The organism is Streptomyces sp. NPDC091287 (genome assembly GCF_044768525.1).
Taxonomy (GTDB): domain Bacteria; phylum Actinomycetota; class Actinomycetes; order Streptomycetales; family Streptomycetaceae; genus Streptomyces.
This window is the reverse complement of the sequence record NZ_JBIVUV010000010.1, coordinates 61,126-83,368: the sequence shown is the minus strand read 5'-3', so window position 1 is coordinate 83,368 and position 22,243 is coordinate 61,126. Positions and strand designations below refer to the sequence as shown.

General features: G+C 73.0%; 17 protein-coding genes. 12 read left to right on the top strand and 5 right to left on the bottom strand.

Features of this window, described 5'->3' with window-relative positions:
• The first annotated feature begins 8 nt into the window (after positions 1-8).
• A complete protein-coding gene (locus ACIQRW_RS18635; RefSeq protein WP_403761274.1) occupies positions 9-1,898 on the top strand; it encodes an AMP-dependent synthetase/ligase in 1,890 nt (629 codons plus the stop codon).
• 276 nt (positions 1,899-2,174) lie between these two features.
• Here the strand turns inward: ACIQRW_RS18635 and ACIQRW_RS18630 are convergent, their stop codons facing one another.
• A complete protein-coding gene (locus ACIQRW_RS18630) occupies positions 2,175-3,371 on the bottom strand; it encodes an MFS transporter (RefSeq protein ID WP_403761271.1) in 1,197 nt (398 codons plus the stop codon).
• 335 nt (positions 3,372-3,706) lie between these two features.
• Between ACIQRW_RS18630 and ACIQRW_RS18625 the strand changes: the two genes are divergently transcribed.
• The 3 genes from ACIQRW_RS18625 (at position 3,707) to hemW (ending at position 7,837) form a co-directional block, all read left to right on the top strand.
• A complete protein-coding gene (locus tag ACIQRW_RS18625; RefSeq protein WP_403761268.1) occupies positions 3,707-4,207 on the top strand; it encodes a DedA family protein in 501 nt (166 codons plus the stop codon).
• 178 nt (positions 4,208-4,385) lie between these two features.
• Positions 4,386-6,443 (top strand): SpoIIE family protein phosphatase, encoded by a 2,058-nt coding sequence (locus tag ACIQRW_RS18620; protein ID WP_403761265.1) that lies wholly within the window; start codon positions 4,386-4,388, stop codon positions 6,441-6,443.
• Between the two features lie 152 nt (positions 6,444-6,595).
• The gene (hemW, locus tag ACIQRW_RS18615) at positions 6,596-7,837 is read left to right on the top strand and encodes a radical SAM family heme chaperone HemW (RefSeq protein ID WP_403761263.1); all 1,242 of its coding nucleotides are present in this window, start codon (positions 6,596-6,598) and stop codon (positions 7,835-7,837) included.
• 15 nt (positions 7,838-7,852) lie between these two features.
• On the opposite strand, the gene ACIQRW_RS18610 is transcribed toward hemW, so the two are convergent.
• The 3 genes from ACIQRW_RS18610 to ACIQRW_RS18600 all read right to left on the bottom strand — a co-directional run bounded on the left by ACIQRW_RS18610 (position 7,853) and on the right by ACIQRW_RS18600 (position 12,582).
• A complete protein-coding gene (locus ACIQRW_RS18610) occupies positions 7,853-10,729 on the bottom strand; it encodes an ABC transporter substrate-binding protein (protein ID WP_403761260.1) in 2,877 nt (958 codons plus the stop codon).
• Positions 10,730-10,900: 171 nt separating this feature from the next.
• On the bottom strand, positions 10,901-11,719 hold the full coding sequence (locus ACIQRW_RS18605; protein WP_403761258.1) for a DUF3097 domain-containing protein: 819 nt from the start codon (positions 11,717-11,719) through the stop codon (positions 10,901-10,903).
• Positions 11,720-11,838: 119 nt separating this feature from the next.
• A complete protein-coding gene (locus ACIQRW_RS18600; protein WP_403761255.1) occupies positions 11,839-12,582 on the bottom strand; it encodes an MBL fold metallo-hydrolase in 744 nt (247 codons plus the stop codon).
• Positions 12,583-12,746: 164 nt separating this feature from the next.
• Here ACIQRW_RS18600 and hrcA point away from each other — a divergent pair, with 164 nt between their 5' ends.
• The 7 genes from hrcA (at position 12,747) to ACIQRW_RS18565 (ending at position 19,237) form a co-directional block, all read left to right on the top strand.
• Positions 12,747-13,763: a heat-inducible transcriptional repressor HrcA gene (gene hrcA / locus ACIQRW_RS18595; protein WP_018961217.1), complete on the top strand. Its 1,017-nt coding sequence runs from the start codon at positions 12,747-12,749 to the stop codon at positions 13,761-13,763.
• Positions 13,764-14,906, top strand: coding sequence for a molecular chaperone DnaJ (dnaJ, locus tag ACIQRW_RS18590; RefSeq protein ID WP_403761253.1), 1,143 nt, complete (start codon positions 13,764-13,766; stop codon positions 14,904-14,906).
• Positions 14,907-15,039: 133 nt separating this feature from the next.
• A complete protein-coding gene (locus ACIQRW_RS18585) occupies positions 15,040-16,113 on the top strand; it encodes a nitronate monooxygenase (RefSeq protein WP_403761250.1) in 1,074 nt (357 codons plus the stop codon).
• The gene (locus ACIQRW_RS18580; RefSeq protein ID WP_403761247.1) at positions 16,110-16,856 is read left to right on the top strand and encodes a 16S rRNA (uracil(1498)-N(3))-methyltransferase; all 747 of its coding nucleotides are present in this window, start codon (positions 16,110-16,112) and stop codon (positions 16,854-16,856) included. Before ACIQRW_RS18585 ends, ACIQRW_RS18580 begins: the two co-directional genes overlap by 4 nt.
• Before the next feature lie 68 nt (positions 16,857-16,924).
• Complete coding sequence (locus ACIQRW_RS18575; RefSeq protein ID WP_403761245.1) at positions 16,925-17,284, top strand: histidine triad nucleotide-binding protein; 360 nt, start codon at positions 16,925-16,927, stop codon at positions 17,282-17,284.
• A 15-nt stretch (positions 17,285-17,299) separates the two neighbouring features.
• Positions 17,300-18,214 (top strand): ribonuclease Z, encoded by a 915-nt coding sequence (locus ACIQRW_RS18570; protein WP_403761243.1) that lies wholly within the window; start codon positions 17,300-17,302, stop codon positions 18,212-18,214.
• 30 nt (positions 18,215-18,244) lie between these two features.
• Positions 18,245-19,237 (top strand): adenosine deaminase, encoded by a 993-nt coding sequence (locus ACIQRW_RS18565; protein ID WP_403761240.1) that lies wholly within the window; start codon positions 18,245-18,247, stop codon positions 19,235-19,237.
• On the opposite strand, the gene ACIQRW_RS18560 is transcribed toward ACIQRW_RS18565, so the two are convergent.
• Positions 19,201-20,562, bottom strand: a complete 1,362-nt coding sequence (locus tag ACIQRW_RS18560) for an MFS transporter (protein ID WP_403761237.1) — start codon at positions 20,560-20,562, stop codon at positions 19,201-19,203. The genes ACIQRW_RS18565 and ACIQRW_RS18560 overlap by 37 nt on opposite strands.
• Positions 20,563-20,975: 413 nt before the next feature.
• On the opposite strand from ACIQRW_RS18560, the gene ACIQRW_RS18555 reads away from it, so the two are divergent.
• The gene (locus ACIQRW_RS18555; RefSeq protein WP_403761234.1) at positions 20,976-22,199 is read left to right on the top strand and encodes a carbohydrate kinase family protein; all 1,224 of its coding nucleotides are present in this window, start codon (positions 20,976-20,978) and stop codon (positions 22,197-22,199) included.
• Positions 22,200-22,243: the final 44 nt, after the last annotated feature.

Here is a 22,243-nt window from a genome sequence, read left to right as displayed (position 1 = left end):
AGGACGTCGTGAGCGACACACAGACCTTGATCGATAACCGGCCGCCCTCCGTGGCGGCCCTCTTCATCGACCGCGTGGCGGCGACCCCGGACGGGGAGGCGTACCGCTATCCGGTGCCGTCGGCCTCGGGCACGGGTCCCGACGACTGGAAGTCGCTGAGCTGGGGCCAGGCCTCGGAGCGGGTCTACGCGATCGCCGCCGGGCTGATCGCCCTCGGCGTGCGGCCGGAGGAGCGGGTCGCCCTCTCCTCGGCCACCCGGGTGGAATGGATCCTCATCGACCTCGGGGTGATGTGCGCGGGCGCCGCGACGACCACCATCTACCCGTCCACGAACGCCGAGGAGTCCGCCTTCATCCTGGCCGACTCCGAGAGCCGGATCCTCATCGCGGAGAACGCCGAGCAGCTGGCCAAGGCCCGGGAGACCCGCGCGGACCTGCCGAACCTCGCCCATGTCGTGGTCATCGACCCGGCCGGCGTCGAGCCCGCCGATGACGACCCCGAGGGCTGGATCATCACCCTCGCCGAGCTGGAGGCCCAGGGCGCCGAGCTCCTCGCCAAGACCCCGGACGCGGTCACCGAGCGGGTCGCCGCGATCACCGCCGACCAACTCGCCACCCTCATCTACACCTCGGGCACCACCGGCCGCCCCAAGGGCGTACGGCTGCCGCACGACAACTGGTCGTACATGGCCAAGGCCACCGTCTCGACCGGGTTGATCAACGCCGACGACGTGCAGTACCTCTGGCTGCCGCTGGCCCACGTCTTCGGCAAGGTCCTCACCTCGGGGCAGATCGAGGTCGGCCACGTCACCGCCGTCGACGGCCGTATCGACAAGATCATCGAGAACCTGCCGGTCGTCCAGCCGACGTACATGGCCGCCGTGCCCCGGATCTTCGAGAAGGTCTACAACGGGGTCGCCTCCAAGGCCCGCGCGGGCGGCGGAGCCAAGTACAAGATCTTCCAGTGGGCCGCCGGTGTCGCCCGCGAGTACGCCAAGGTCTCGCAGGACAACTTCCGCCGCACCGGCAAGGCGTCCGTCCCCTTCGCGCTCGGCGCCAAGCACAAGGTCGCCGACGCCCTCGTCTTCTCCAAGATCCGGGAGGCCTTCGGAGGCCGGCTGCGCGCCTGCGTCTCCGGTTCCGCCGCCCTCGCCCCGGACATCGGCTACTTCTTCGCGGGCGCCGGCGTCCACATCCTGGAGGGCTACGGCCTCACCGAGACCAGCGCCGCCTCCTTCGTCAACCCGGGCGAGGCCTACCGCACCGGTACCGTCGGCAAGCCGCTCCCCGGCACCGAGGTGCGCATCGCCGACGACGGCGAGATCCTGCTGCGCGGCCCCGGTGTCATGGAGGGCTACCACAACCTGCCCGACAAGACCGAAGAGGTCCTGGAGTCGGACGGCTGGATCCACACCGGGGACATCGGCGAGCTGTCGGTCGACGGCTATCTGCGCATCACCGACCGAAAGAAGGACCTGATCAAGACGTCCGGCGGCAAGTACGTCGCCCCGGCGGAGGTCGAGGGCCAGTTCAAGGCGGTCTGCCCGTTCGTCTCCAACATCCTGGTGCACGGCGCGGACCGTAACTTCTGCACCGCGCTCATCGCGCTCGACGGCCCCACCCTCCTCGGCTGGGCCGCCGAGAACGGCATGGAGGGCAAGTCGTACGCGGAGGTCGTCGCCGCCCCGCAGACCGTGGAGCTGATCGACGGGTACGTCAAGCGCCTCAACGAAGGCCTCCAGCGCTGGCAGACCATCAAGAAGTTCCGCCTCCTGCCGCGCGACCTGGACGTCGAGCACGGCGAGCTGACCCCCAGCCTCAAGCTGAAGCGCCCGGTCGTCGAGCGGGAGTACCGGGGGCTCATCGACGAGATGTACGCGGGCTCGCGCGAGGCCTGAGTTACGCGGCCGGCGCGAGGCGCGGGCCCCTCATGGCGGCCGTCCGGGGGCTCGGCCCCGGACGGGCACCGGCGGGGCGGCAGGACACCCAGGTGTCCGGCCGCCCCGTTCTGGTCGTCCCGCCCGGCCGGGAGTGGCGCATCGCGGACGTCGCCGGGCGTGCAGCGCCGGTCGTTCGCCGCGGTGGTCGAGGTCAGCCGCGCCGACGTCACTCGCGTCGGCCTCGCAGGTCCGCGCCGACGTCACTCGCGTCGGCCTCGTAGGTCCGTGCCGGGTTCACTCGCGCCGGCCTCGCAGGACCTTGGCGAGCACCACCACCAGCAGCCCGGCGCAGGGGATCACCAGCAGGCCGGTGCGCAGGCTGGTCGCGTCGGCGACGTAACCGACGACCGGAGGGGACAGCAGGAAGCCCAGGCGCATGAGCCAGGAGACGATCGTCAGACCCGATCCGGGTTTGAGGCCGGGCAGGGCGTCGGCTTCGTGCATCGCCGCGGGCACCAGGGTCGCCACCCCGAACCCTGCCAGGGCGAAGCCCAGAATGGTGCCGGGCAGCGTCGGCACCGCCAGGGCGAACCCCATGCCGACCGCGGTGATCAGACCGCCGGTCCGGGCCACGGCACGCTGACCGAAACGGTCGACGAGGCGGTCCCCGATGATGCGCCCGATGAACTGGGCGCCCACCAGGGCGATGAAGCCCCAGGCGGCGAGCGCCGCGGAGGTGTGCAGGGAGTCCGTCAGGTAGAGGGCGGCCCAGGAGTTTCCCGCGTCCTCGACGAGCGTGCCGGCCGTGGCGATCAGAACGAGTGCCGCCAGCACGTACCCGACGCGCGAGGCGCTGACCGCTCCCTCGGCGCTCCGCCGTTCCGGACCGGCCTCCTCCGGTTCGTTGTCCGGGCCGGGCAGGCAGAAGCGCCATGCGGTCATGGCGGCGAGAGCGAGGACGATCGCCGAGATCGTGAGGTGGACGCCGAGCGACAGGCCCAGCGACATCGCTCCGGCGGCCATCAGCCCTCCGGTGACGGCGCCGATGGACCAGATCGCGTGGAACGAGTTCAGGATGGAGCGTCCGTAGAGCCGCTGCACCCGTAGACCGTGCGCGTTCTGCGCGACATCCGTCAGTGCGTCCATGGCTCCGGCCAGGAACAAGGCGCCCGCGAACAGCGCAGGCGACGGGGCGAGGCCGGCGGCCAGGATCCCCATCGCCGTCAGCAGGGTGCCGACGGCCGCGACCTGCGCCGAGCCCACGCGGCGGATGAGCACCCCTGCCGCGAGGCCGGCCGCGATGGCGCCCGCCGGGAACGCGGCGACCGCCAGTCCGTAGGCGCCGTTGCCGATCGCCAGATCGTCCTTGATCTGCGGATACCTCGGCAGCAGGTTGGCGAACACGGCTCCGTTGGTGAAGAACAGGACGGCTACAGCGGTCCGCGCGTTCCGCCCGGAGCGGGGAGGACGTGCCTCGATGTCGACGGTCATGCGGAGGACCCTAACCCCGGAGCGTACGAACGTACACTCATGCTGACGATAAATCCCGACCGAGTGGTAAGTATTTCACCCGGCGGACGGCGTCCACCGCCCCGCGCCGCAGGGTGTGCGTTCGGTTAGGCTGGCCTTTCTTGGTGGGGGCCCGGGGTGTGCGGGGCCGGGTTCCGGCACCGCAGGTGAAGACCCGGCGGACCGAACGGACACGGGCAGGGCGCAGGTGAGAGACGGCGACCGGACTCGCGCGCGTCGTGCGCCCGGCGGGGCGGGACCGCTCACACGGATGACGAAGAACGCGGGCTTCGGGCCTGCGCGCGAGGTGGGGCACTGTGAATAGGATCGCGCTCGCGGCCGGGGCCCTGTACGTCATCGTCCTGCTCCGCGCCGGAGGGACGTTCGCCGTCGGGTGGCTCGCAGGAGCCGGCGCCCGGCGCGGCAGGTTCGCCGGGCTGACCTCCTCGGCGAAGTTCCGGCGCGCCGAGCGCGCCATCCAGCGGTGGGGCGCGCCGGTGGTGGCCGTCTCCTTCCTGACGGTCGGGTTCCAGACCGCCGTCAACTTCCTCGCGGGCAGCATGCGCATGCCGTTGCCGCGTTACCTCCCCGCGCTGTTCGTGGGCGGAGCGGCCTGGGCGCTGATCTACGCGACCGCGGGACTCGGCGTGCTGGAGGTCCTGGGAAGGCTCTTCGCCGAGCGGACGGTCTTCGGGGTGTCCGCCGTGGCGGTGCTCCTGCTCGCGGTGTGCGGGGTGGTGGTGTACCGCAGACGAAAGGCGGCTCCGTCCTCCGCTGACACCGCTGACACCGCTGACACCGCTGCCGACGCGGCGTGAATCCGGCCGGCGGAGGTCTTCCCCACCCCTTCGATCCGGCTCTGGCCCCCGCGGTGCGCGTTTTCCGAAGCGTTGCGTTCGAATCCGCTCGATTTTCTGCCCACTTCGGTAACTCGGTGCTTATGGATGCGGCCGGTCTGTCACTCTGTCGGTGTCGTCGGACCGTAGGAGCCGCACCGTGGCGCCCATTCCCTTGCAGCGGGACACTGTGCAGCGTCCCGGCACCACCCGTGCCGGGCACGCGCACGGCCCGCGCCTGGCCAGCCGCACCAGTCTGCCCGGGATACCGCTCGCCCCGTCCGCCGCCCGCCGGTTCGTGCGGGCCGCGCTCGCGGAGTGGACCGGGATTGGGGTGCCCGCGGCCGTGGGCTTCAGCGACCGGCTGGCCGACGACGCCGTGACCGTCACCAACGAGCTGGTCACCAACGCCGTGGTGCACGCCGGGACCACCGTCGACCTGGTGCTCAGGCTGGAGGAGGAGGGCGGCGAGGAGCCGTCCGCCGCCCTCGTCCTGGAGGTCACCGACCACCACCCGGCCCGCCCGGTGAGCGGCGACGAGCCCGGCGCGGACCCCGGACCGGCCGGGGTGCGTCCCGGGGAGCTGCCCGATCCCGCCGAGTACGGCCGTGGACTCCAGCTCGTCGCCACCCTCGCCGACTCCTGGGGCATCACCTACCGCACCGGCCTCAAGACCGTCTGGGCCCGCCTCCCCGTCGACGACTGGAGCGCCCCGCTCGCCCCGCCCGACGGGGAGGCCCTCCGACGCGGCCTGCGCGCCGCCGAGATCCTCGCCCCCGCCGCCAGGCGCGCCGAGCGCGACGACGCGGTCTGGGACAGCCGGGGCGCCCCGGCCTTCCTCGCCGAGGCCTCCGACCTGCTCGCCGGGCAGCTCGACGAGGACCTGGTGGCCGCCATAGCGGGCCAGCTCCTGGTGCCCCGGCTGGCGGACTGGTGCGCGATCTGGCTGGAGGCCGAGGGCGGGGGACCGGCCGCCGAACCCCGGCTCGCCCGCGTCTGGCACAGCGACGAGACCGGCACGGAGCCCCTGCGCGCCGTCCTGGAGCGGGAGCCCCTCCGCCTTCCGGCCGGCGTCGGCTCCGGCCCCGTCTCCGTCCCCGTGCCCTGGCCCGCCCACCCCGTCGAGGAGGACCGGGAGGAGGACGGGGACCGGGAGGAGGACGGGGAGGGCCGGGAGGAGGGCCGGGAGGAGGGCCGGGAGGAGGGCCGGGAGAACCGGCAGGCCGCTCCCGCGCCGCCCCCGCACCCCGGCGGCCGGGACGGGGCCGCGCTCGCCTTCCGCATCACCGCGGGCGGCCGGGCGCTCGGCACCGTCCTCGTCGGCCGCGAGGGTGTCGCCCAGGTGCCGGAGGCCGTCGCCTCGCTGATCGAGGACTTCGTCCGCCGCCTCGGCCTCGCCGTCGGCGCGGCCCGCGCCTACACCCGCCAGGCCACCATCAGCCGGATCCTCCAGCGCGGCCTGCTCCCCAGCAAGGTCGCCGAGATCCCCGGCGTCACCAGCGCCCTCGTCTACGAACCCAGCGACGACGGTGTGGTCGGCGGTGACTTCTACGACATCTTCCCGTGCCCCGGCGACCGCTGGTGCTTCGTCCTCGGCGACGTCCAGGGCAGCGGCCCCGAGGCCGCCGTCGTCACCGGCCTGGCCCGCCCCTGGCTGCGACTGCTCTCGCGGGAGGGCTTCGGCGTCGGGGAGGTCCTGGACCGGCTGAACCGGCTGCTCCTCGACGACGCCATGGAGGCAGCCGAGGCCGCCGCCCTGATGGTCGCCGCCGCCGGGGGCCAGCAGCTCCACGACGGCACCCAGTCCCGGTTCCTCTCCCTGCTGTACGGGGAGGTCGTGCCGCTCCCCGACGGCGGGGTCCGCTGCACGGTGGCCAGCGCCGGGCACCCCCTGCCGCTGCTGCTGCGTCCCGACGGCTCCGTACGCCCGGCCGCCGAGCCCCAGGTGCTGCTCGGGGTCGTCGAGGACGTGGCGTACGAGAGCCAGGGCTTCGACCTCGCGCCCGGGGACACCCTGCTCTGCGTCACGGACGGAGTGACCGAGCGCCGGTCGGGCCCGCTGATGTTCGACGACGGGGACGGGCTGGCCCGGGTGCTGGCCGGGTGCGCCGGGCTGCCCGCCGAGGCGACGGCCGAGCGCATCCGGCGGGCCGTCCACGAGTTCGCCGAGCAGCCCCCGGACGACGACGTGGCCCTGCTGGTCCTGCACGCGGACTGACACGCACGCGGACTGACCTCGACTGACTGACCTGCACGCGGACTGAACGGGCCGGCGGGCGAGAAGCCACCCGGTCCGGGAAGCCACCCGGTCCGGGAAGCCACCAGGTCCGGGAAGCCACCCGGTCCGGGGAACTCCCGCGGCGAGCGACAATGGTCGGTATGCCTTCCGTACTGCCCGATGGTGAGCCCGTGCCCGACGACGGGGCGCTGCCCCGCCACGCCCTGGAAGGCGCAGCCGACCGCCCGCTCGGCTTCTACCTGCACGTCCCCTACTGCGCCACCCGCTGCGGCTACTGCGACTTCAACACCTACACCGCAACCGAGCTGCGCGGCTCCGGCGGGGCGCTGGCCTCCCGCGACAACTACGCCGCCCACCTGATCGAGGAGGTCCGCCAGGCCCGCAAGGTCCTCGGCGACGACCCCCGCCCCGTGCGCACGGTCTTCGTCGGCGGCGGCACGCCCACCCTGCTGCCCGCCGCCGACCTCGTGCGCATGCTGGCGGCGATCAGGGAGGAGTTCGGGCTCGCGGACGACGCGGAGATCACCACCGAGGCCAATCCGGAGTCCGTCGACCCGGCCTACCTCGCCGCGCTCCGCGAGGGCGGCTTCAACCGGGTCTCCTTCGGCATGCAGAGCGCCAAGCAGCACGTCCTGAAGATCCTGGACCGCACGCACACCCCCGGCCGCCCCGAGGCCTGTGTCGCCGAGGCCCGGGCGGCGGGCTTCGACCACGTCAACCTCGACCTGATCTACGGCACCCCCGGCGAGTCCGACGACGACTGGCGGGCCACCCTGGACGCCGCGATCGGCGCGGGACCCGACCACGTCTCCGCGTACGCCCTGATCGTCGAGGAGGGCACCCAGCTCGCCCGCCGCATCCGGCGCGGCGAGATCCCGATGACCGACGACGACGCGCACGCCGACCGCTACCTCATCGCGGACGAGGCCTTCGCCGCCGCCGGCTTCGACTGGTACGAGGTCTCCAACTGGGCCACCACCGAGGCGGGCCGCTGCCTGCACAACGAGCTGTACTGGCGCGGCGCCGACTGGTGGGGCGCGGGCCCCGGCGCCCACAGCCACGTCGGCGGGGTCCGCTGGTGGAACGTGAAGCACCCCGGCGCGTACGCGCAGGCGCTCTCCGAGGGCCGCTCACCCGGCGCGGGCCGCGAGATCCTCGGCCAGGAGGACCGCCGGGTCGAGCGCATCCTGCTGGAGCTCCGGCTGCGCGAGGGCTGCCCGCTCTCCCTCCTGAAACCCGACGGCCTCGCCGCCTCCCGCCGCGCCCTGACCGACGGGCTGCTGGACCCGGAGCCGTACGGGAGGGGCCGCGCGGTCCTCACCCTGCGCGGGCGGCTCCTGGCCGACGCCGTCGTCCGCGACCTCGTCGACTGACCCGGCCGGGGCGCCTCACGGCCGGCAGTCCTTCGCCGTCAGCGGGGGCGCGACCCCGGCCGGCTTGCCGCAGACCAGGGTCCGCTCGGCGCTCGGCCCGGGGCGGACCACCTTGACGATGTTGAGGCCGTGCACGTTGTCGGAGACCGAGGACCTTGTCCGGCTGAACGAGATCGTCCCCGTCGGCATGTTGTTCAGGTCCACCGTGTGCAGTGTCGCCCAGGTCTCCGCCGCGCTCCGGCGCTGGTCGCCGCGGGCCGCCGCGTCGTACAGGGCCGCCGTCGCGCTGTAGGAGATGACGGTCTGCCCGCTGGCGAACAGGCCGTCCTCGTACGCCGGACCCCCCGACGCCAGCGCGGTGATCTCCCCCTCGGGGTGCAGCGCCCGCAGCGTGCGGTACGCGTCCCCGTAGAAACCGAGGTTCTTTCCCCGGTCCAGCGGGGCGAGCGAGCTGTGGTAGAGCGTGACGTTGGCCGCGATCGACGTGCTGTCGTCGAACGTCCCCTTCGTCAGGTCGTCCCCCGTGAACACCGTCATCCGCCGGTCCGAGCAGCCGGTGGTCTCCGACAGGCCCCGCATCAGCGTCGGTACGTCCTCGACCCGCCCCGCGAAGTACAGCGCGTCGGGGACCCGCTCGGCCCGGCAGATGGTCGTCAGCGGGGCGTTCAGGCTCGCCCCGCCCGCCAGGTCGTACGGCACGTCCTTGCCCAGATCGAAGCCCGCGTCCGCCAGCATCTGACGGCCGGCGTCCCGCTGCTCGGCGGTGTACCGGTCCAGGTCCCCGTTGCGGTCCTCGCGCGACAGCACGAGCGCGTGCGGGCGGTCGAGGTCCTTCGCGATCTGCCGGGCGACCAGCCCCAGCACATGCGTCTGCTCCTCGTCCGTCGCCGCGAGGCCGAAGTAGTTGGGGAACTCCCGGGGCAGGTCGCTGCTGGAGTTCGTCGTGTTCACCACCGGCAGCCCGGCCTCGCGCAGCAGCTTCGTCGCGTTGTCGCTCTCGTCGGTGTTGCGGCCGAGACCGACCACCCCGACCACCGTCGGATCCCGCCGGGCCACCTCGATGATCTTCCGCACGGCGGTGAGCTGCCGCAGCATGTCCTCGCCGCCGTTCGCGGTCAGCACCCGCAGCTTCACCGAGCGGCGCACCGTCTTGTTCACCGCCCGCTGCTGGAGATAGACGCCGGTCAGCTCCTCCAGGCCCTTGCGGGTCTCCTCCCGGTCCTTGCCCGTGGCGGTGAGCGGACCGGCGTAGACGACCGTCACGTACGCGTCGCCCGGCTCGATGTCGTCGTTCTCGTCCCGGATCGCCTGCTCGATCCGCTCGAAGGTGATGCCCTTCCCGGCCCCGTTCAGCTCCAGGTCGTTGCCCCGCGCGAAGAGCACCTCGGGGGCGGTCGCCACCCCGACGCACTCCCGGTGGTCCCCCTCGCCGTCCCAGATGGCGTCCGTGTTGCGGTCGGTCAGCGGCCCGTGGCAGTACGTGTCGCGCCAGTTCCCGGCCCACAGGAACGCCCCCAGCAGACTGCCCACGACGAGCACGGCGACGCTCGCCCGCGACATCACCCACCACGCCCAGGTCCGCCGCACCCGGTGGGTCACGAGCTGCGCGTGCGCGTGCTCGTGGGTCAGCTTCTCGGTGGACAGCGGCAGCAGCAGCACCCACGCCAGGGTCGCCGCCGCCACCGGCGACTGCCCCAGACTCAGATCGTCGACCCAGCGCTCGTAGCGGGCCCGCGCCCCGGACGAACCGGACGGCGCACCGGGACCCGGCCGCTCCGGGGGCAGCGGCGGGGTGTGGCGCATGATCTCGGGGGCTTGGAGCGAGGCGAGCAGCAGCAGCGGATCCACCTCGCTGCGCCGCGACCGTACGCTGTTGATCGCGTTGATCAGCAGAATGCCGCCGTTGTCCTGGGTCGCCCGGGGCAGGAACACCACCGGCGGGACCGTGCGCTTGCTGCGCCGCCAGTCCAGGGAGTGCGGGCGGTAGTTGTGCCGCAGATCCTCCAGCAGCGCCTGCACCCGCAGCTCCAGATGGAACTGGCGCGCGTACTCGTCGCCCGCCCCCGCGTCCGCCACCCGCTCCGCGACCGCCGCCGCCCGCGCCCGGATCACCCGCCACGAACCGCTCGGCGACAGCCACGACCAGCCGTCCGACGGATAGCCGGTGCTCGACGCGGCCAGGGACGAGGTGGTGGCGAACCACCGGCTGGCCCGGCGCAGCCACAGCAGCGGCGGCGCCGCCCGGCTCGCCAGGCCCACCACGGCGAGCCCGACCAGCGCGACGGCCGCCACCAGGGCCGTCAGCAGCCAGTCGATCTCCCCGAGCAACACGCTGAGCAGGGCGATGAAGAGCGCGCCGACGAACGTCTCGGGCCGCACCGACTGCCGCAGCGAGGTCCACCGGGTGCCTCCGCGCGGCCGGCCGGACCGCCAGCGCAGCCGGCTCAGCTGCTCCAGGATCCGTTCCTCGCGCACCTCGGAGGTGTTCCCGTCGGACTGCTCGACCACCGTCGCGGTGGCCTGCTCGATCGCACCGAGCAGCCGGGAGCGGGGAAAGGCGAAGGTCTTGTACTGGGTGTTCTCGCGGGTCTCCCACGGTTTCTCGGAGAGCGTGCGCACCATGTCGAGCGCCGCCTCGTACGGGGTCGCCCCCTCGCCGTCCAGCAGCCGCACCGGCACCCGGCGCAACTCGTTGGCCCGGTGCACCTGATGCACGAGCTGCTCCACCCGCGCGTCGATCTCCGGCCCGGCCCCGGCGTCCGCCGCCTGGACCACCACGAGCGGCATCACCGGCCGGTTGACCCGGTACCGGTCGATCAGCTGCTGTATCAGGTGGAAGACGGCCGAAGCCGCCTCGTTGTCCGCACTGTCCCGCCAGACCTCGCGCGCCATCGGTCCCCGCCCTTCCCCCGTGAGCCCTTCGGCCCGTGAACCGCCTGCCCGTTTCTCCACCTCAATAACCGATGGTGCGTGTGGGACGCAGGCATTCATAGGGATCGGTACGAGATCCTCTTCGACAGTCCCGCAACGGGCCGGTATCAGGCCGGTATCAGGCCCAGGACATCAGTCCGGAAGGGTGACGAAGTCGATCAATTCCTCCACCCGGCCCAGCAGTTGGGGTTCAAGGTCCTTGTAGCTGCGGACCTTGGACAGGATGTGCTGCCAGGCCGCCCCGGTGTTCTGGGGCCACCCCAGCGCCCGGCACACGCCCGTCTTCCAGTCCTGCCCCCTCGGCACCACCGGCCAGGCGTCGATCCCCACCGAGGACGGCTTCACCGCCTCCCACACGTCGATGTACGGGTGCCCCACCACCAGCACGTGGTCCCCGGTCACCCGCTCGGCGATCCGGGACTCCTTGGAGCCGGGCACCAGATGGTCCACCAGCACCCCCAGCCGGGCGTCCGGCCCCGGCGCGAACTCCCCGACGATCGCCGGCAGGTCGTCCACCCCCTCCAGATACTCCACGACCACGCCCTCGATGCGCAGGTCGTCACCCCACACCCGCTCCACCAGCTCCGCGTCGTGCCGGCCCTCCACATAGATCCGCCCGGCCCGCGCCACCCGGGCCCGTGCCCCGGGCACCGCCACCGAACCGGAGGCCGTACGGAGGGGACGCACGGGACCGCCGGGTCCCGGGCGCACCAGCGTGACGACCTTGCCCTCCAGCAGGAAGCCGCGCGGCTCCATCGGGAACACCCGGTGCTTGCCGAATCGGTCCTCCAGGGTCACCGTCGGCCCCTGGGCCGTCTTCTCGCAGCGGATCACCGCCCCGCAGAAGCCGGTGGAGACCTCCTCCACGACCAGATCGGGCTCGGCGGGCACCTCGGGCACGGGGGCGGACCGCTTCCACGGCGGGGTCAGGTCCGGCTGGTAGCTGCGCATGGCACGACGATATTCGCCCGAACCGCCGACAGGCGTCGGAGACCCGGCCATGACCGGCGGGACGCCCCTCGGTGACCACACCGGAACGTTCCTATGTGGCCAGCGGGGCGTCCCGCTGGTCACCCCTCGGCGAGGTCCACCTCGAACCGCTCCGCCAGCGACGCCCGCTGCGCCCGCACGAACGCCGCGTCCACCACCGCCCCGTGCCCCGGCACGTACAGCGCGCCCTCACCGCCCAGCGCCAGCAGCCGGTCCAGCGCGGCCGGCCACCGCGAGGTGATCGCGTCCCGGCCCGCCTGCGGCTCGCCCGACTCCTCGACCAGATCACCGCAGAACACCACCGGAGGCCCGCCGTCCGTGCCCGGCACCAGCGCCGCGAGGTCATGGCCGCTGTGCCCGGGGCCCACGTTCGCCAGCAGCACCTGACGGCCGCCGCCCAGGTCGATCGTCCAGTCGCCGCACACCTCGTGGTGCGGGACCACCAGCGTGTCCGCCGACCGGGCCGCCTCGCCCTCCGGCACCCCGTGGCGCACCGCCGAGGCGCACAGGCCCTCCGCCCCGCCGCGCAGCAGCGCCGCGACGCCCACCGCCCCGTACACCTGGGCCCCGGCGAACGCGGCGGTGCCCAGCACATGATCGAAGTGCGGATGGCTCAGTGCGATATGCGTCACCCTCCGCCCGAGCAGCGCCTCAGCCTGCCGCCGCAGCTCGACGCCCTCGCGCAGCGTGGCGCCGGTGTCGTACAGCAATGCGCCGTCCGCCCCGGCGACCAGCGCGGCGGTGGCGTCCCACCCGGGGAGGCGCCGCCTGCCGATACCGTTGCCCAACCGCTCCCAGCCGAAGTCTTCCCAAGCGACATCCATACGACGACGCTAGCGGCAACGACCTGCGCGGTCTCGTGGAGGCGTGGCCGGTCGCCCTTGCCCCCGCCCCACCCCACCCCCGTACACTGACCGCGGGGATTGCTGGCACTCGAACGCACCGAGTGCCAGACAGACACCGAGAGACACAGCTGGAGGTGTGCGCGATGCTCAGCGAACGCAGACTCGAAGTGCTGCGCGCCATCGTCCAGGACTATGTCGGCACCGAGGAGCCCGTCGGCTCCAAGGCGCTGACCGAGCGGCACCGGCTGGGGGTCTCCCCGGCCACCGTCCGCAACGACATGGCGGTGCTGGAGGACGAGGGCTTCATCGCCCAGCCGCACACGAGCGCGGGACGCATCCCGACCGACAAGGGGTACCGCCTCTTCGTCGACAAGCTCGCGGGCGTCAAGCCGCTGTCCTCGCCCGAGCGCCGGGCCATCCAGAACTTCCTCGACGGCGCGGTCGACCTCGACGACGTGGTCGGCCGGACGGTGCGGCTGCTCGCGCAGCTGACCCGGCAGGTCGCCGTCGTGCAGTACCCCTCGCTGACCCGCTCGACGGTGCGGCACGTGGAACTGCTGGCGCTCGCCCCCGCCCGGCTGATGCTCGTCCTGATCACGGACACCGGCCGGGTCGAACAGCGTATGATCGACTGCCCTGCGCCGTTCGGCGAGGCATCGCTCGCGGATCTGCGGGCCCGGCTCAACAGCCGGGTCGTCGGACGCCGCTTCGCGGATGTCCCGCAGCTGGTGCAGGAGCTGCCGGAATCCTTCGACAGCGAGGACCGCGGGACGGTTTCCACGGTCCTTTCCACCCTCCTCGAAACACTGGTCGAGGAGACGGAGGAGCGGCTGATGATCGGCGGCACCTCCAACCTCACCCGCTTCGGACACGACTTCCCGGTGATGATCCGGCCGGTGCTGGAAGCACTGGAGGAACAGGTCGTCCTGCTGAAGCTGCTCGGTGAGGCCACGGACTCCGGCATGACCGTACGGATCGGGCACGAGAACGCCCACGAGGGGCTCAACTCCACATCCGTCGTCGCGGTCGGCTACGGTTCGGGCGACGAGGCAGTCGCCAAACTCGGCGTGGTCGGACCGACCCGCATGGACTACCCCGGAACGATGGGAGCGGTACGCGCAGTGGCACGTTACGTCGGACAGATCCTGGCGGAGTCGTAAGTGGCCACGGACTACTACGCCGTACTCGGCGTGCGCCGCGACGCATCTCAGGACGAGATCAAGAAGGCATTCCGTCGGCTCGCCCGCGAGCTGCACCCGGATGTCAACCCGGACCCGAAGACCCAGGAGCGGTTCAAGGAGATCAACGCCGCTTACGAGGTGCTCTCGGACCCGCAGAAGAAGCAGGTCTACGACCTCGGTGGCGACCCCCTCTCCGCCAGTGGCGGCGGCGGTGGCGGCGCGGGCGGTTTCGGAGCCGGCGGCTTCGGCAACTTCTCCGACATCATGGACGCGTTCTTCGGCAACGCCGCGCAACGCGGGCCCCGTTCGCGGACCCGCCGGGGCCAGGACGCCATGATCCGGCTGGAGATCGACCTCAACGAGGCGGCCTTCGGCACCACCAAGGACATCCAGGTCGACACGGCCGTCGTCTGCACCACCTGCAGCGGCGAGGGCGCGGCCCCCGGCACGTCCGCCCAGACCTGTGACATGTGTCGCGGCCGCGGCGAGGTCTCGCAGGTCACCCGGTCCTTCCTGGGCCAGGTCATGACCTCGCGGCCCTGCCCGCAGTGCCAGGGTTTCGGCACGGTCGTGCCCACCCCGTGCCCGGAGTGCGCCGGCGACGGCCGCATCCGCTCGCGGCGCACCCTGACCGTGAAGATCCCCGCGGGCGTCGACAACGGCACCCGTATCCAGTTGGCCGGCGAGGGCGAGGTCGGCCCCGGCGGCGGCCCGCCCGGCGATCTGTACGTGGAGATCCACGAGCTGCCGCACGCCGTGTTCCAGCGGCGCGGCGACGATCTGCACTGCACGGTCACCGTCCCCATGACGGCCGCGGCCCTCGGCACCAAGTGTCCGCTGGAGACCCTGGACGGCCTGGAGGACATCGACATCAGGCCCGGCACCCAGTCCGGCCAGTCCGTGCCCCTGCACGGGCGTGGCATCACGCATCTGCGCGGTGGCGGCCGGGGCGACCTGATCGTGCACGTCGAGGTGATGACCCCGTCCAAGCTCGACGCGGAACAGGAGCGGCTGCTGCGGGAGCTGTCCAAGCTGCGCGGCGAGGAGCGGCCCCTTGGCCAGTTTCAGCCAGGTCAGCAAGGGCTCTTCTCCCGGCTGAAGGACGCGTTCAACGGCCGCTGAACCGCTTTCCGCCTTTCACCGCACCGCCCGCCGGTTCCGAACCGGCGGGCGGTGCGGCGTACGGCGGTAGAACCGGTCACGGCGTCGGCTGGCTGATTCGGCCCCGTTGGGCGGGACGTGGCACGATGCGGTCATGTCCTCCGAGTTGACCGATCTCTGCCGGTATCCGATCGTGCAGGCCCCCATGGCGGGCGGCGCGTCCGGACCCCAGCTCGCCGGGGCCGTCGCCGAAGCCGGCGGGCTCGGATTCCTGGCCGCCGGGTACAAAACGGCGGACGGGATGTACAACGAGATCAAACAGCTGCGCCGGCTCACCGGCGGGCCGTTCGGCGTCAACCTCTTCATGCCGCAGCCCGCGCTCGCCGACCCCAGCGCCGTCGAGGTCTACCGCCACCAGCTCGCCGGTGAGGCCGCCTGGTACGAGACCCCGCTCGGCGACCCGGACAGCAGCGGCGACGACGGCTACGAGGCGAAGGTCGCGATCCTGCTGGAGGACCCGGTCCCGGTCGTCTCCTTCACCTTCGGCTGCCCCACCCGCGACACCCTGGACGCCTTCGCCAGGGCCGGGACGCACACCATCGTCACGGTCACCTCGGCCGAGGAGGCCCAGAGCGCCCAGTGGGCGGGCGCCGACACCGTCTGCGTCCAGGGCGTCGAGGCGGGCGGCCACCAGTCCACCCACCGCGACGACCCGCAGCTCGACCAGACCGGCACCGGGCTGCTCTCCCTCATCACCCAGGTCCGCGAGACCGTGCAGATCCCGATCGTCGCCACCGGCGGCCTGATGCGCGGCGCGCAGATCGCCGCCGTCCTCGCGGCGGGCGCGGACGCCGCCCAGCTCGGCACCGCCTTCCTGGTCTGCCCCGAGTCCGGGGCGCACCTGCTGCACAAGCAGGCCCTGACCAACCCGCTGTTCGTCCGCACCGAGCTGACCCGTGCCTTCTCCGGGCGGCCCGCCCGCGGCCTGGTCAACCGCTTCGTCCGCGAACACGGCCCCTACGCCCCCGCCGCCTACCCCCAGGTCCACTACGTCACCAGCGGGCTGCGCCAGGCCGCCGCCAAGGCCGGGGACGCCCAGGGCATGGCCCTGTGGGCCGGACAGGGCCACCGGATGGCCCGGGAACTGCCCGCGGGCGAGCTCATCGAGCTGCTCGCCGCCGAACTGGAGGCCGCCCGGTCGGCCCTGAGCATGAGGAGCCCCCGGTGACCGCACCGGTCTTCGTCGTCGAACGGATGCCCGCCGGGCCGGAGTTCGTCCTGGAGGGACCCGAAGGACGGCACGCCGTCTCCGTGAAGCGGCTTCAGCCCGGCGAGGACATCGTCCTCACCGACGGGCTCGGCCACTGGGCGGAGGGCGTCGTGCGTGCCGCCGAGGGCAAGGACCGGCTCACGGTCACCGGCCTCGACAGCATCCACGAGGAGCCCGCGCCCGCCCCGCGGATCACCGTCGTCCAGGCGCTCCCCAAGGGCGACCGGGGCGAGCTGGCGGTCGAGACGATGACCGAGACCGGCGTCGACGCGATCGTGCCCTGGCAGGCGGCCCGCTGCATCACCCAGTGGAAGGGCGACCGGGGAGCCAAAGCCCTGTCGAAGTGGCGCAGCACGGCACGGGAAGCGGGCAAGCAGTCCCGCCGGGTGCGCTTCCCCGAGGTGGCCGAGGCCATGACGACCAAGCAGGTCGCCGTCCTGCTCGCCGCCGCCGACTTCGCCGGGGTCCTCCACGAGGACCGCGACCACGACAGCACCCCCCTCGCCACCGCCGAACTCCCCGTCGCCGGCAGACTCGTGCTCGTCGTCGGACCGGAAGGCGGCGTCTCCCCGCAGGAGCTGGCCGCCTTCGCCGAGGCGGGCGCCCGCCCCTACCGGCTCGGCCGCAGCGTGCTGCGCACCTCCACCGCCGGAACGGCCGCGACCGCGCTGCTGCTGGGGCGTACGGGGCGCTGGGGCTGAACCCGGCCCGGGGGCCGGGGATAGCATGCCCCTGTACCGATCACCAGCGAACGAGGAGGCCCGGCGTCATGGCGGGAGAGCCGCAGTCCGACTGCCTGTTCTGCAAGATCGTCTCAGGAGACATCCCGGCGACCATCGTCCGCGAGAGCGAGACCACCGTCGCCTTCCGCGACATCAACCCGCAGGCCCCGACCCACGTCCTGGTCATCCCGAAGGTCCACTACCCGGACGGCGCCTCCCTCGCCGCCGCCGAACCGCTCATCGCCGCGGACGTCCTGCGCGAGGCCGGGGAGGTCGCCGCCGAGGAGAAGGTCGACGGCAGCGGCTACCGGATCATCCTCAACACGGGCTCCGGCGCGGGCCAGACCGTCTTCCACGCCCACGCACACGTCCTGGGCGGCCGCGGCCTCCAGTGGCCCCCCGGATAACGAAAGCCCCCGACCATGTCCGTACGCGAGCTGGTGGTGCTCGGCACCGCCAGCCAGGTCCCGACCCGGCACCGCAACCACAACGGCTATCTGCTGCGCTGGGACGGCGAGGGCATCCTCTTCGACCCCGGCGAGGGCACCCAGCGCCAGATGCTGCGGGCCGGGGTCGCCGCGCACGACATCGACCGGATCTGCGTCACCCACTTCCACGGCGACCACTCCCTCGGACTCGCCGGGGTGATCCAGCGGATCAACCTCGACCAGGTGCCGCACCCGGTGACCGCGCACTACCCGGCGAGCGGGCAGCACTTCTTCGACCGGCTGCGGTATGCCACCGCCTACCGCGAGACCGTCGAGCTGAACCAGGCACCGGTCGCCGGGACCGGCGGAGTCCTCGCCACCACCCCCGCGTACACCCTGGACAGCGCGAAGCTCTCGCACCCCGTCGAGTCGTACGGCTACCGCCTCACCGAGCCCGACACCCGGCGCATGCTGCCCGCCCTGCTGAAGGATCACGGCGTCGCCGGACCGGACGTGGGCCGCCTCCAGCGCGACGGCGTCCTCGGCGGCGTCACGCTGGAGCAGGTCTCCGAGGAACGGCGCGGGCAGCGGTTCGCGTTCGTCATGGACACCCGGCTCTGCGACGGGGTGTACGCGCTCGCCGAGGGCTGCGACATGCTCGTCATCGAGTCGACCTTCCTCGACGAGGACGAGAAGCTGGCCGTCGACCACGGGCACCTGACCGCCGGGCAGGCCGCCCGGGTCGCGAAGGAGTCGGGCGTCCGCCACCTCGTGCTCACCCACTTCTCCCAGCGCTACGGCGACCCGGAGCTCTTCGAGACCCAGGCCCGCGCCGCCGGGTTCGACGGCGAACTCACCGTCGCCCAGGACCTGATCCGGGTCCCGGTCCCCACCCGCCACCACCCCTGATCCGCTCCCACCCCCTGTTTGCGAGACACCGTGCACCTCCCCAAGGCAGAACTCCACCTCCACATCGAAGGAACCCTCGAACCCGAGCTGGCCTTCGCCCTCGCGGAGCGCAACGGAGTGGCCCTGCCCTACGCCACCACCGACGAACTGCGCGCCGCCTACCGGTTCGAGGACCTCCAGTCCTTCCTCGACCTGTACTACGCGCTGATGGCCGTCCTGCGCACCGAGGACGACTTCGCCGAACTCGTCGACGCCTACCTCGCCCGCGCCGCCGCCCAGGGCGTCCGGCACGCCGAGATCTTCTTCGACCCGCAGGCCCACACCGCCCGGGGCGTCCCGATCGGCACCGTCATCGAGGGGATCGGCCGGGCGCTGGAGCGCAGCGAGGAGAAGCACGGCGTCTCCACCCAGCTGATCATGTGCTTCCTGCGCGACCTGTCCGCCGAATCGGCCCTCGGCACCCTGGACGCGGCGAAGCCGTATCTGCACCGGATCAGCGCGATCGGCCTGGACTCCGCCGAGGTCGGCCACCCGCCCGCCAAGTTCCGCGAGGTCTACGAGGCGGCCACCGCCCTCGGTCTGCGCAAGGTGGCCCACGCGGGCGAGGAGGGCCCGCCGGAGTACATCAGGGAGGCCCTGGACGTCCTCGGCGTCGAACGCATCGACCACGGACTGCGCTGCCTGGAGGACCCGGAGCTGGTGGAGCGGCTGGTCGCCGACCGGGTGCCGCTCACGCTCTGCCCGCTGTCGAACGTGACGCTGCGCACGGTCGACACGCTCGCGGACCACCCGCTGCCGGCGATGCTGGCCGCCGGACTCCACTGCACGGTGAACTCCGACGACCCCGCCTACTTCGGCGGGTACGCCGGGGACAACTTCGACGCCGTCCGCGACGCGCTCGCCCTGGAGCCGGAGCAGCTGCGCACCCTGGCCCGCAACTCCTTCGAGGCGGCCTTCCTCGACCATGACGAGGAGCGCAGGGCGCGCTACCTGTCCGAGGTCGAGGCGTACGCGTTCGACTGACCGGAACCGCCGTCCGGACCGGCCGTCCGGATCGCGCTGCGCACCAGCCGCCTGCGCCGCAGGGCAGGCACCCGCAGCTCCGTGACGGCCTGCTCGGGTGAGCCGAGCTTCGGCACCGCGCCGGGCAGGCTTCCGGTGGTGGCGGCGAGCAGGGCGGCCGGGGCGCCACCGCGACGACGCACCGAACCGGGCACCAGCGGGCGGCCGCCGGTGTGCAGCGCCACGGCGGTCACCGGGGCGGCGACCAGCAGGGTGGCCGCCCCCAGGATCAGCCCCATCGCCGGATAGCCGGCCTCCGCGGAGAGCACGCTGCCCAGCAGCGGACCGCAGGCCACCCCCACGGAGGAGGCGGAGCCCGCCAGCACCGCCCAGCGGCCGCGCGCGTCCAGGGAGGCGGCAAGGCCGATGAGGTAGGAGAGGACCACCGGGTAGAAGGTGTTCCACACGATCTCGCCGGTCGCGAACGATCCGAGATCCCGGGCCGATGAGCTGAGCACGATGCTCGCCGCGATGACCAGGGTCCCCAGCCCGATCGGCACCGCCCGGCCGAGCCGCGCGCCGAGGATCCCCGCGCCCGTCACACCGAGCAGCCCCGCGCCGAGCGCGGCGGCGAACACCGCGCCGACGGTGACCTCGGACAGCCCCACCTGGACCACGCCGATGCGGCTGCTCACACCCCACAGCGCGTTCTGCGCCATCGACCAGACGAGCATGCCGCCCGCCAGGACGAGCCCGGAGCGGCGGTGCGGGAGTCTGCCGGTGACCGGGGCGGCCGACTCCTCCGCCGTCGTCGCACCGCCGAGCCGGGCGGTCGCGGGCCAGACGAGCAGGGCGACCAGGGCGATCGCGGCGAACGGAAGCCGGTGGCCGCCGCCCAGGTGGGGGATCGTCAGATAGAGGACGCCCGCGGTGGCGGACACGGTGAGCAGCCCGAGCGAGGACGTCCGGTGCGGGTCGCGCCGGGCGGCGATCCCGGCCGCGGCGACCGCTGTCGCCGTGCCGGAGCCGAAGCCGCCGACGACCACGCCGAGCACCACCAGCGGTACGGACGCGGCGAGTGCGGCGCCCCCGTAACCGATGGCGGCGAGCACCAGTCCGAGGCGGGCGGGGGTGCGTGCCCCGTACCGCTCGACCCGGCCCGCCAGGGAGAAGCCGGCGCCGGCCGAGCTGAGCAGCAGAGCGCTGCCGACCAGGCCGGCCTGGGCGGGGCTCAGGCCCAGTTGGGCGCTGAGCCGGCCGACGATGGTGGGGAGCAGGTAGGAGGCGAGGTAACCGGCGGTGAACACGGCCACCAGGGGCCACGCGGCACCAGGGCGCGAGGACATGGGCGTTCCTGAAGACATGCCTGAGCAGGCAGGGGGGAGGGGAGGGGGTCGAGCGGGGCACAGCGAAGCGAGCGGGGGCATGCGGGGGCATGCGGAGGCATGCGGGTACGACAGGGATGTGCAGCGGAATGCTGGGATTCGCGGCTCTCGTCGGAGAAGGTCCCCGAAGGTGCTCGCGGGGCAATTTGTATCAAGCGCTTCCGGCCCCCCGAAAGCCGCCTCGCTGTGATCTGGGCCACTTATGCGTTTATGCAGGAAAACCCCGGGTATTAGCGCATGTTTATGCAGGTCAGACGTGCTGCGAACACATGGCCACGGACACTGCGTTCGCCCGGGCGTATCGGGCAGACTGGCCGCACCTCACACGGTCCGGGATCCGGCCGAGATCCGCCGCACGACACCGGGAGCGCACGGTGAGCACAGACACTCCGGGCATCGACCCGCTACAGGCGCTGCGCGCCCCCCGGGACCCCGCCTGCGACGTCTTCCTGACGGGCCCGGTCTTCCTCGACATCATCTTCACCGGCCTGGACAGCGCCCCCGTGCGCGGCACCGAGTCCTGGGCGCGGGGGATGGGCTCCAGCCCCGGCGGTGTCGCCAACATGGCCACCGCCCTCGCCCGCCTCGGCCTGCGCACCTCCCTCGCCGCCGCTTTCGGCGACGACCACTACGGGGAGTACTGCTGGGACGCCCTCGAACAGGGTGAGGGGATCGACCTGTCGATGTCGCACACCGTCCCCGGCTGGCACTCCCCGGTCACCGTCTCCATGGCGTACGAGGGCGAGCGCACGATGGTCTCGCACGGCCACGAGGCACCCGCTCCGACCGGAACGTCCACCGGAGCTGTCACGTCCACCGGAGCTGTCACGTCCACCGGAGCCGGCGCCCCCACCGGGACTCCTGCCCCCACCGGGACTCCTGCCCCCACGGGCACTCCTGCCCCCACCGGCACTCCCGCCCCCGCCCCGCCCTTCCCGCGCTGCCCGCCGCGCGCCCGTGCCGCCATCGCCTCGCTCGCCCCGGGTCGGAGCGAGCCCTGGGTGGCCACCGCCGCCCGGAACGGCGCGCTGATCTTCGCCGACGTCGGCTGGGACGAGACCGGCCGCTGGGACCTGGACGCCCTGCCCGACCTGGCGCACTGCGAGGCGTTCCTGCCCAACGCCGAGGAGGCGATGCGCTACACCCGCACCGACTGCCCGCGCGCCGCCGCCCACGCGCTCGCCGAACGGGTGCCGCTCGCCGTGGTCACGCTGGGCGCCGAGGGCGCGTACGCCGTGGACGGGCGCACCGGCGCCGCCGCGGCCGTGCCCGCCATCGAGGTGGAGGCGCTCGACCCCACCGGCGCCGGGGACGTCTTCGTCGCCGGCTTCGTGACCGGCACCCTCGCCGACTGGCCGCTCGCCGACCGGCTCGCCTTCGCCGGGCTCACCGCCGCCCTCTCGGTCCAGGAGTTCGGCGGCTCGCTCTCCGCCCCCGGCTGGGCCGAGGTCGCCGCCTGGTGGCAGCTGATCCGCACCTGCGCGAGCCAGGACCCCGCCGCCCTGGAGCGTTACGCCTTCCTTGACGACCTCCTGCCCACCACGGCCCGCGCCTGGCCGCTGCGGCGCGCGGTGCCCACGATCGGCTTCCGCCAGTGAGCGGCCGCCGACCCGTGTCGCACACACGGGCGGTAAAAGCACTC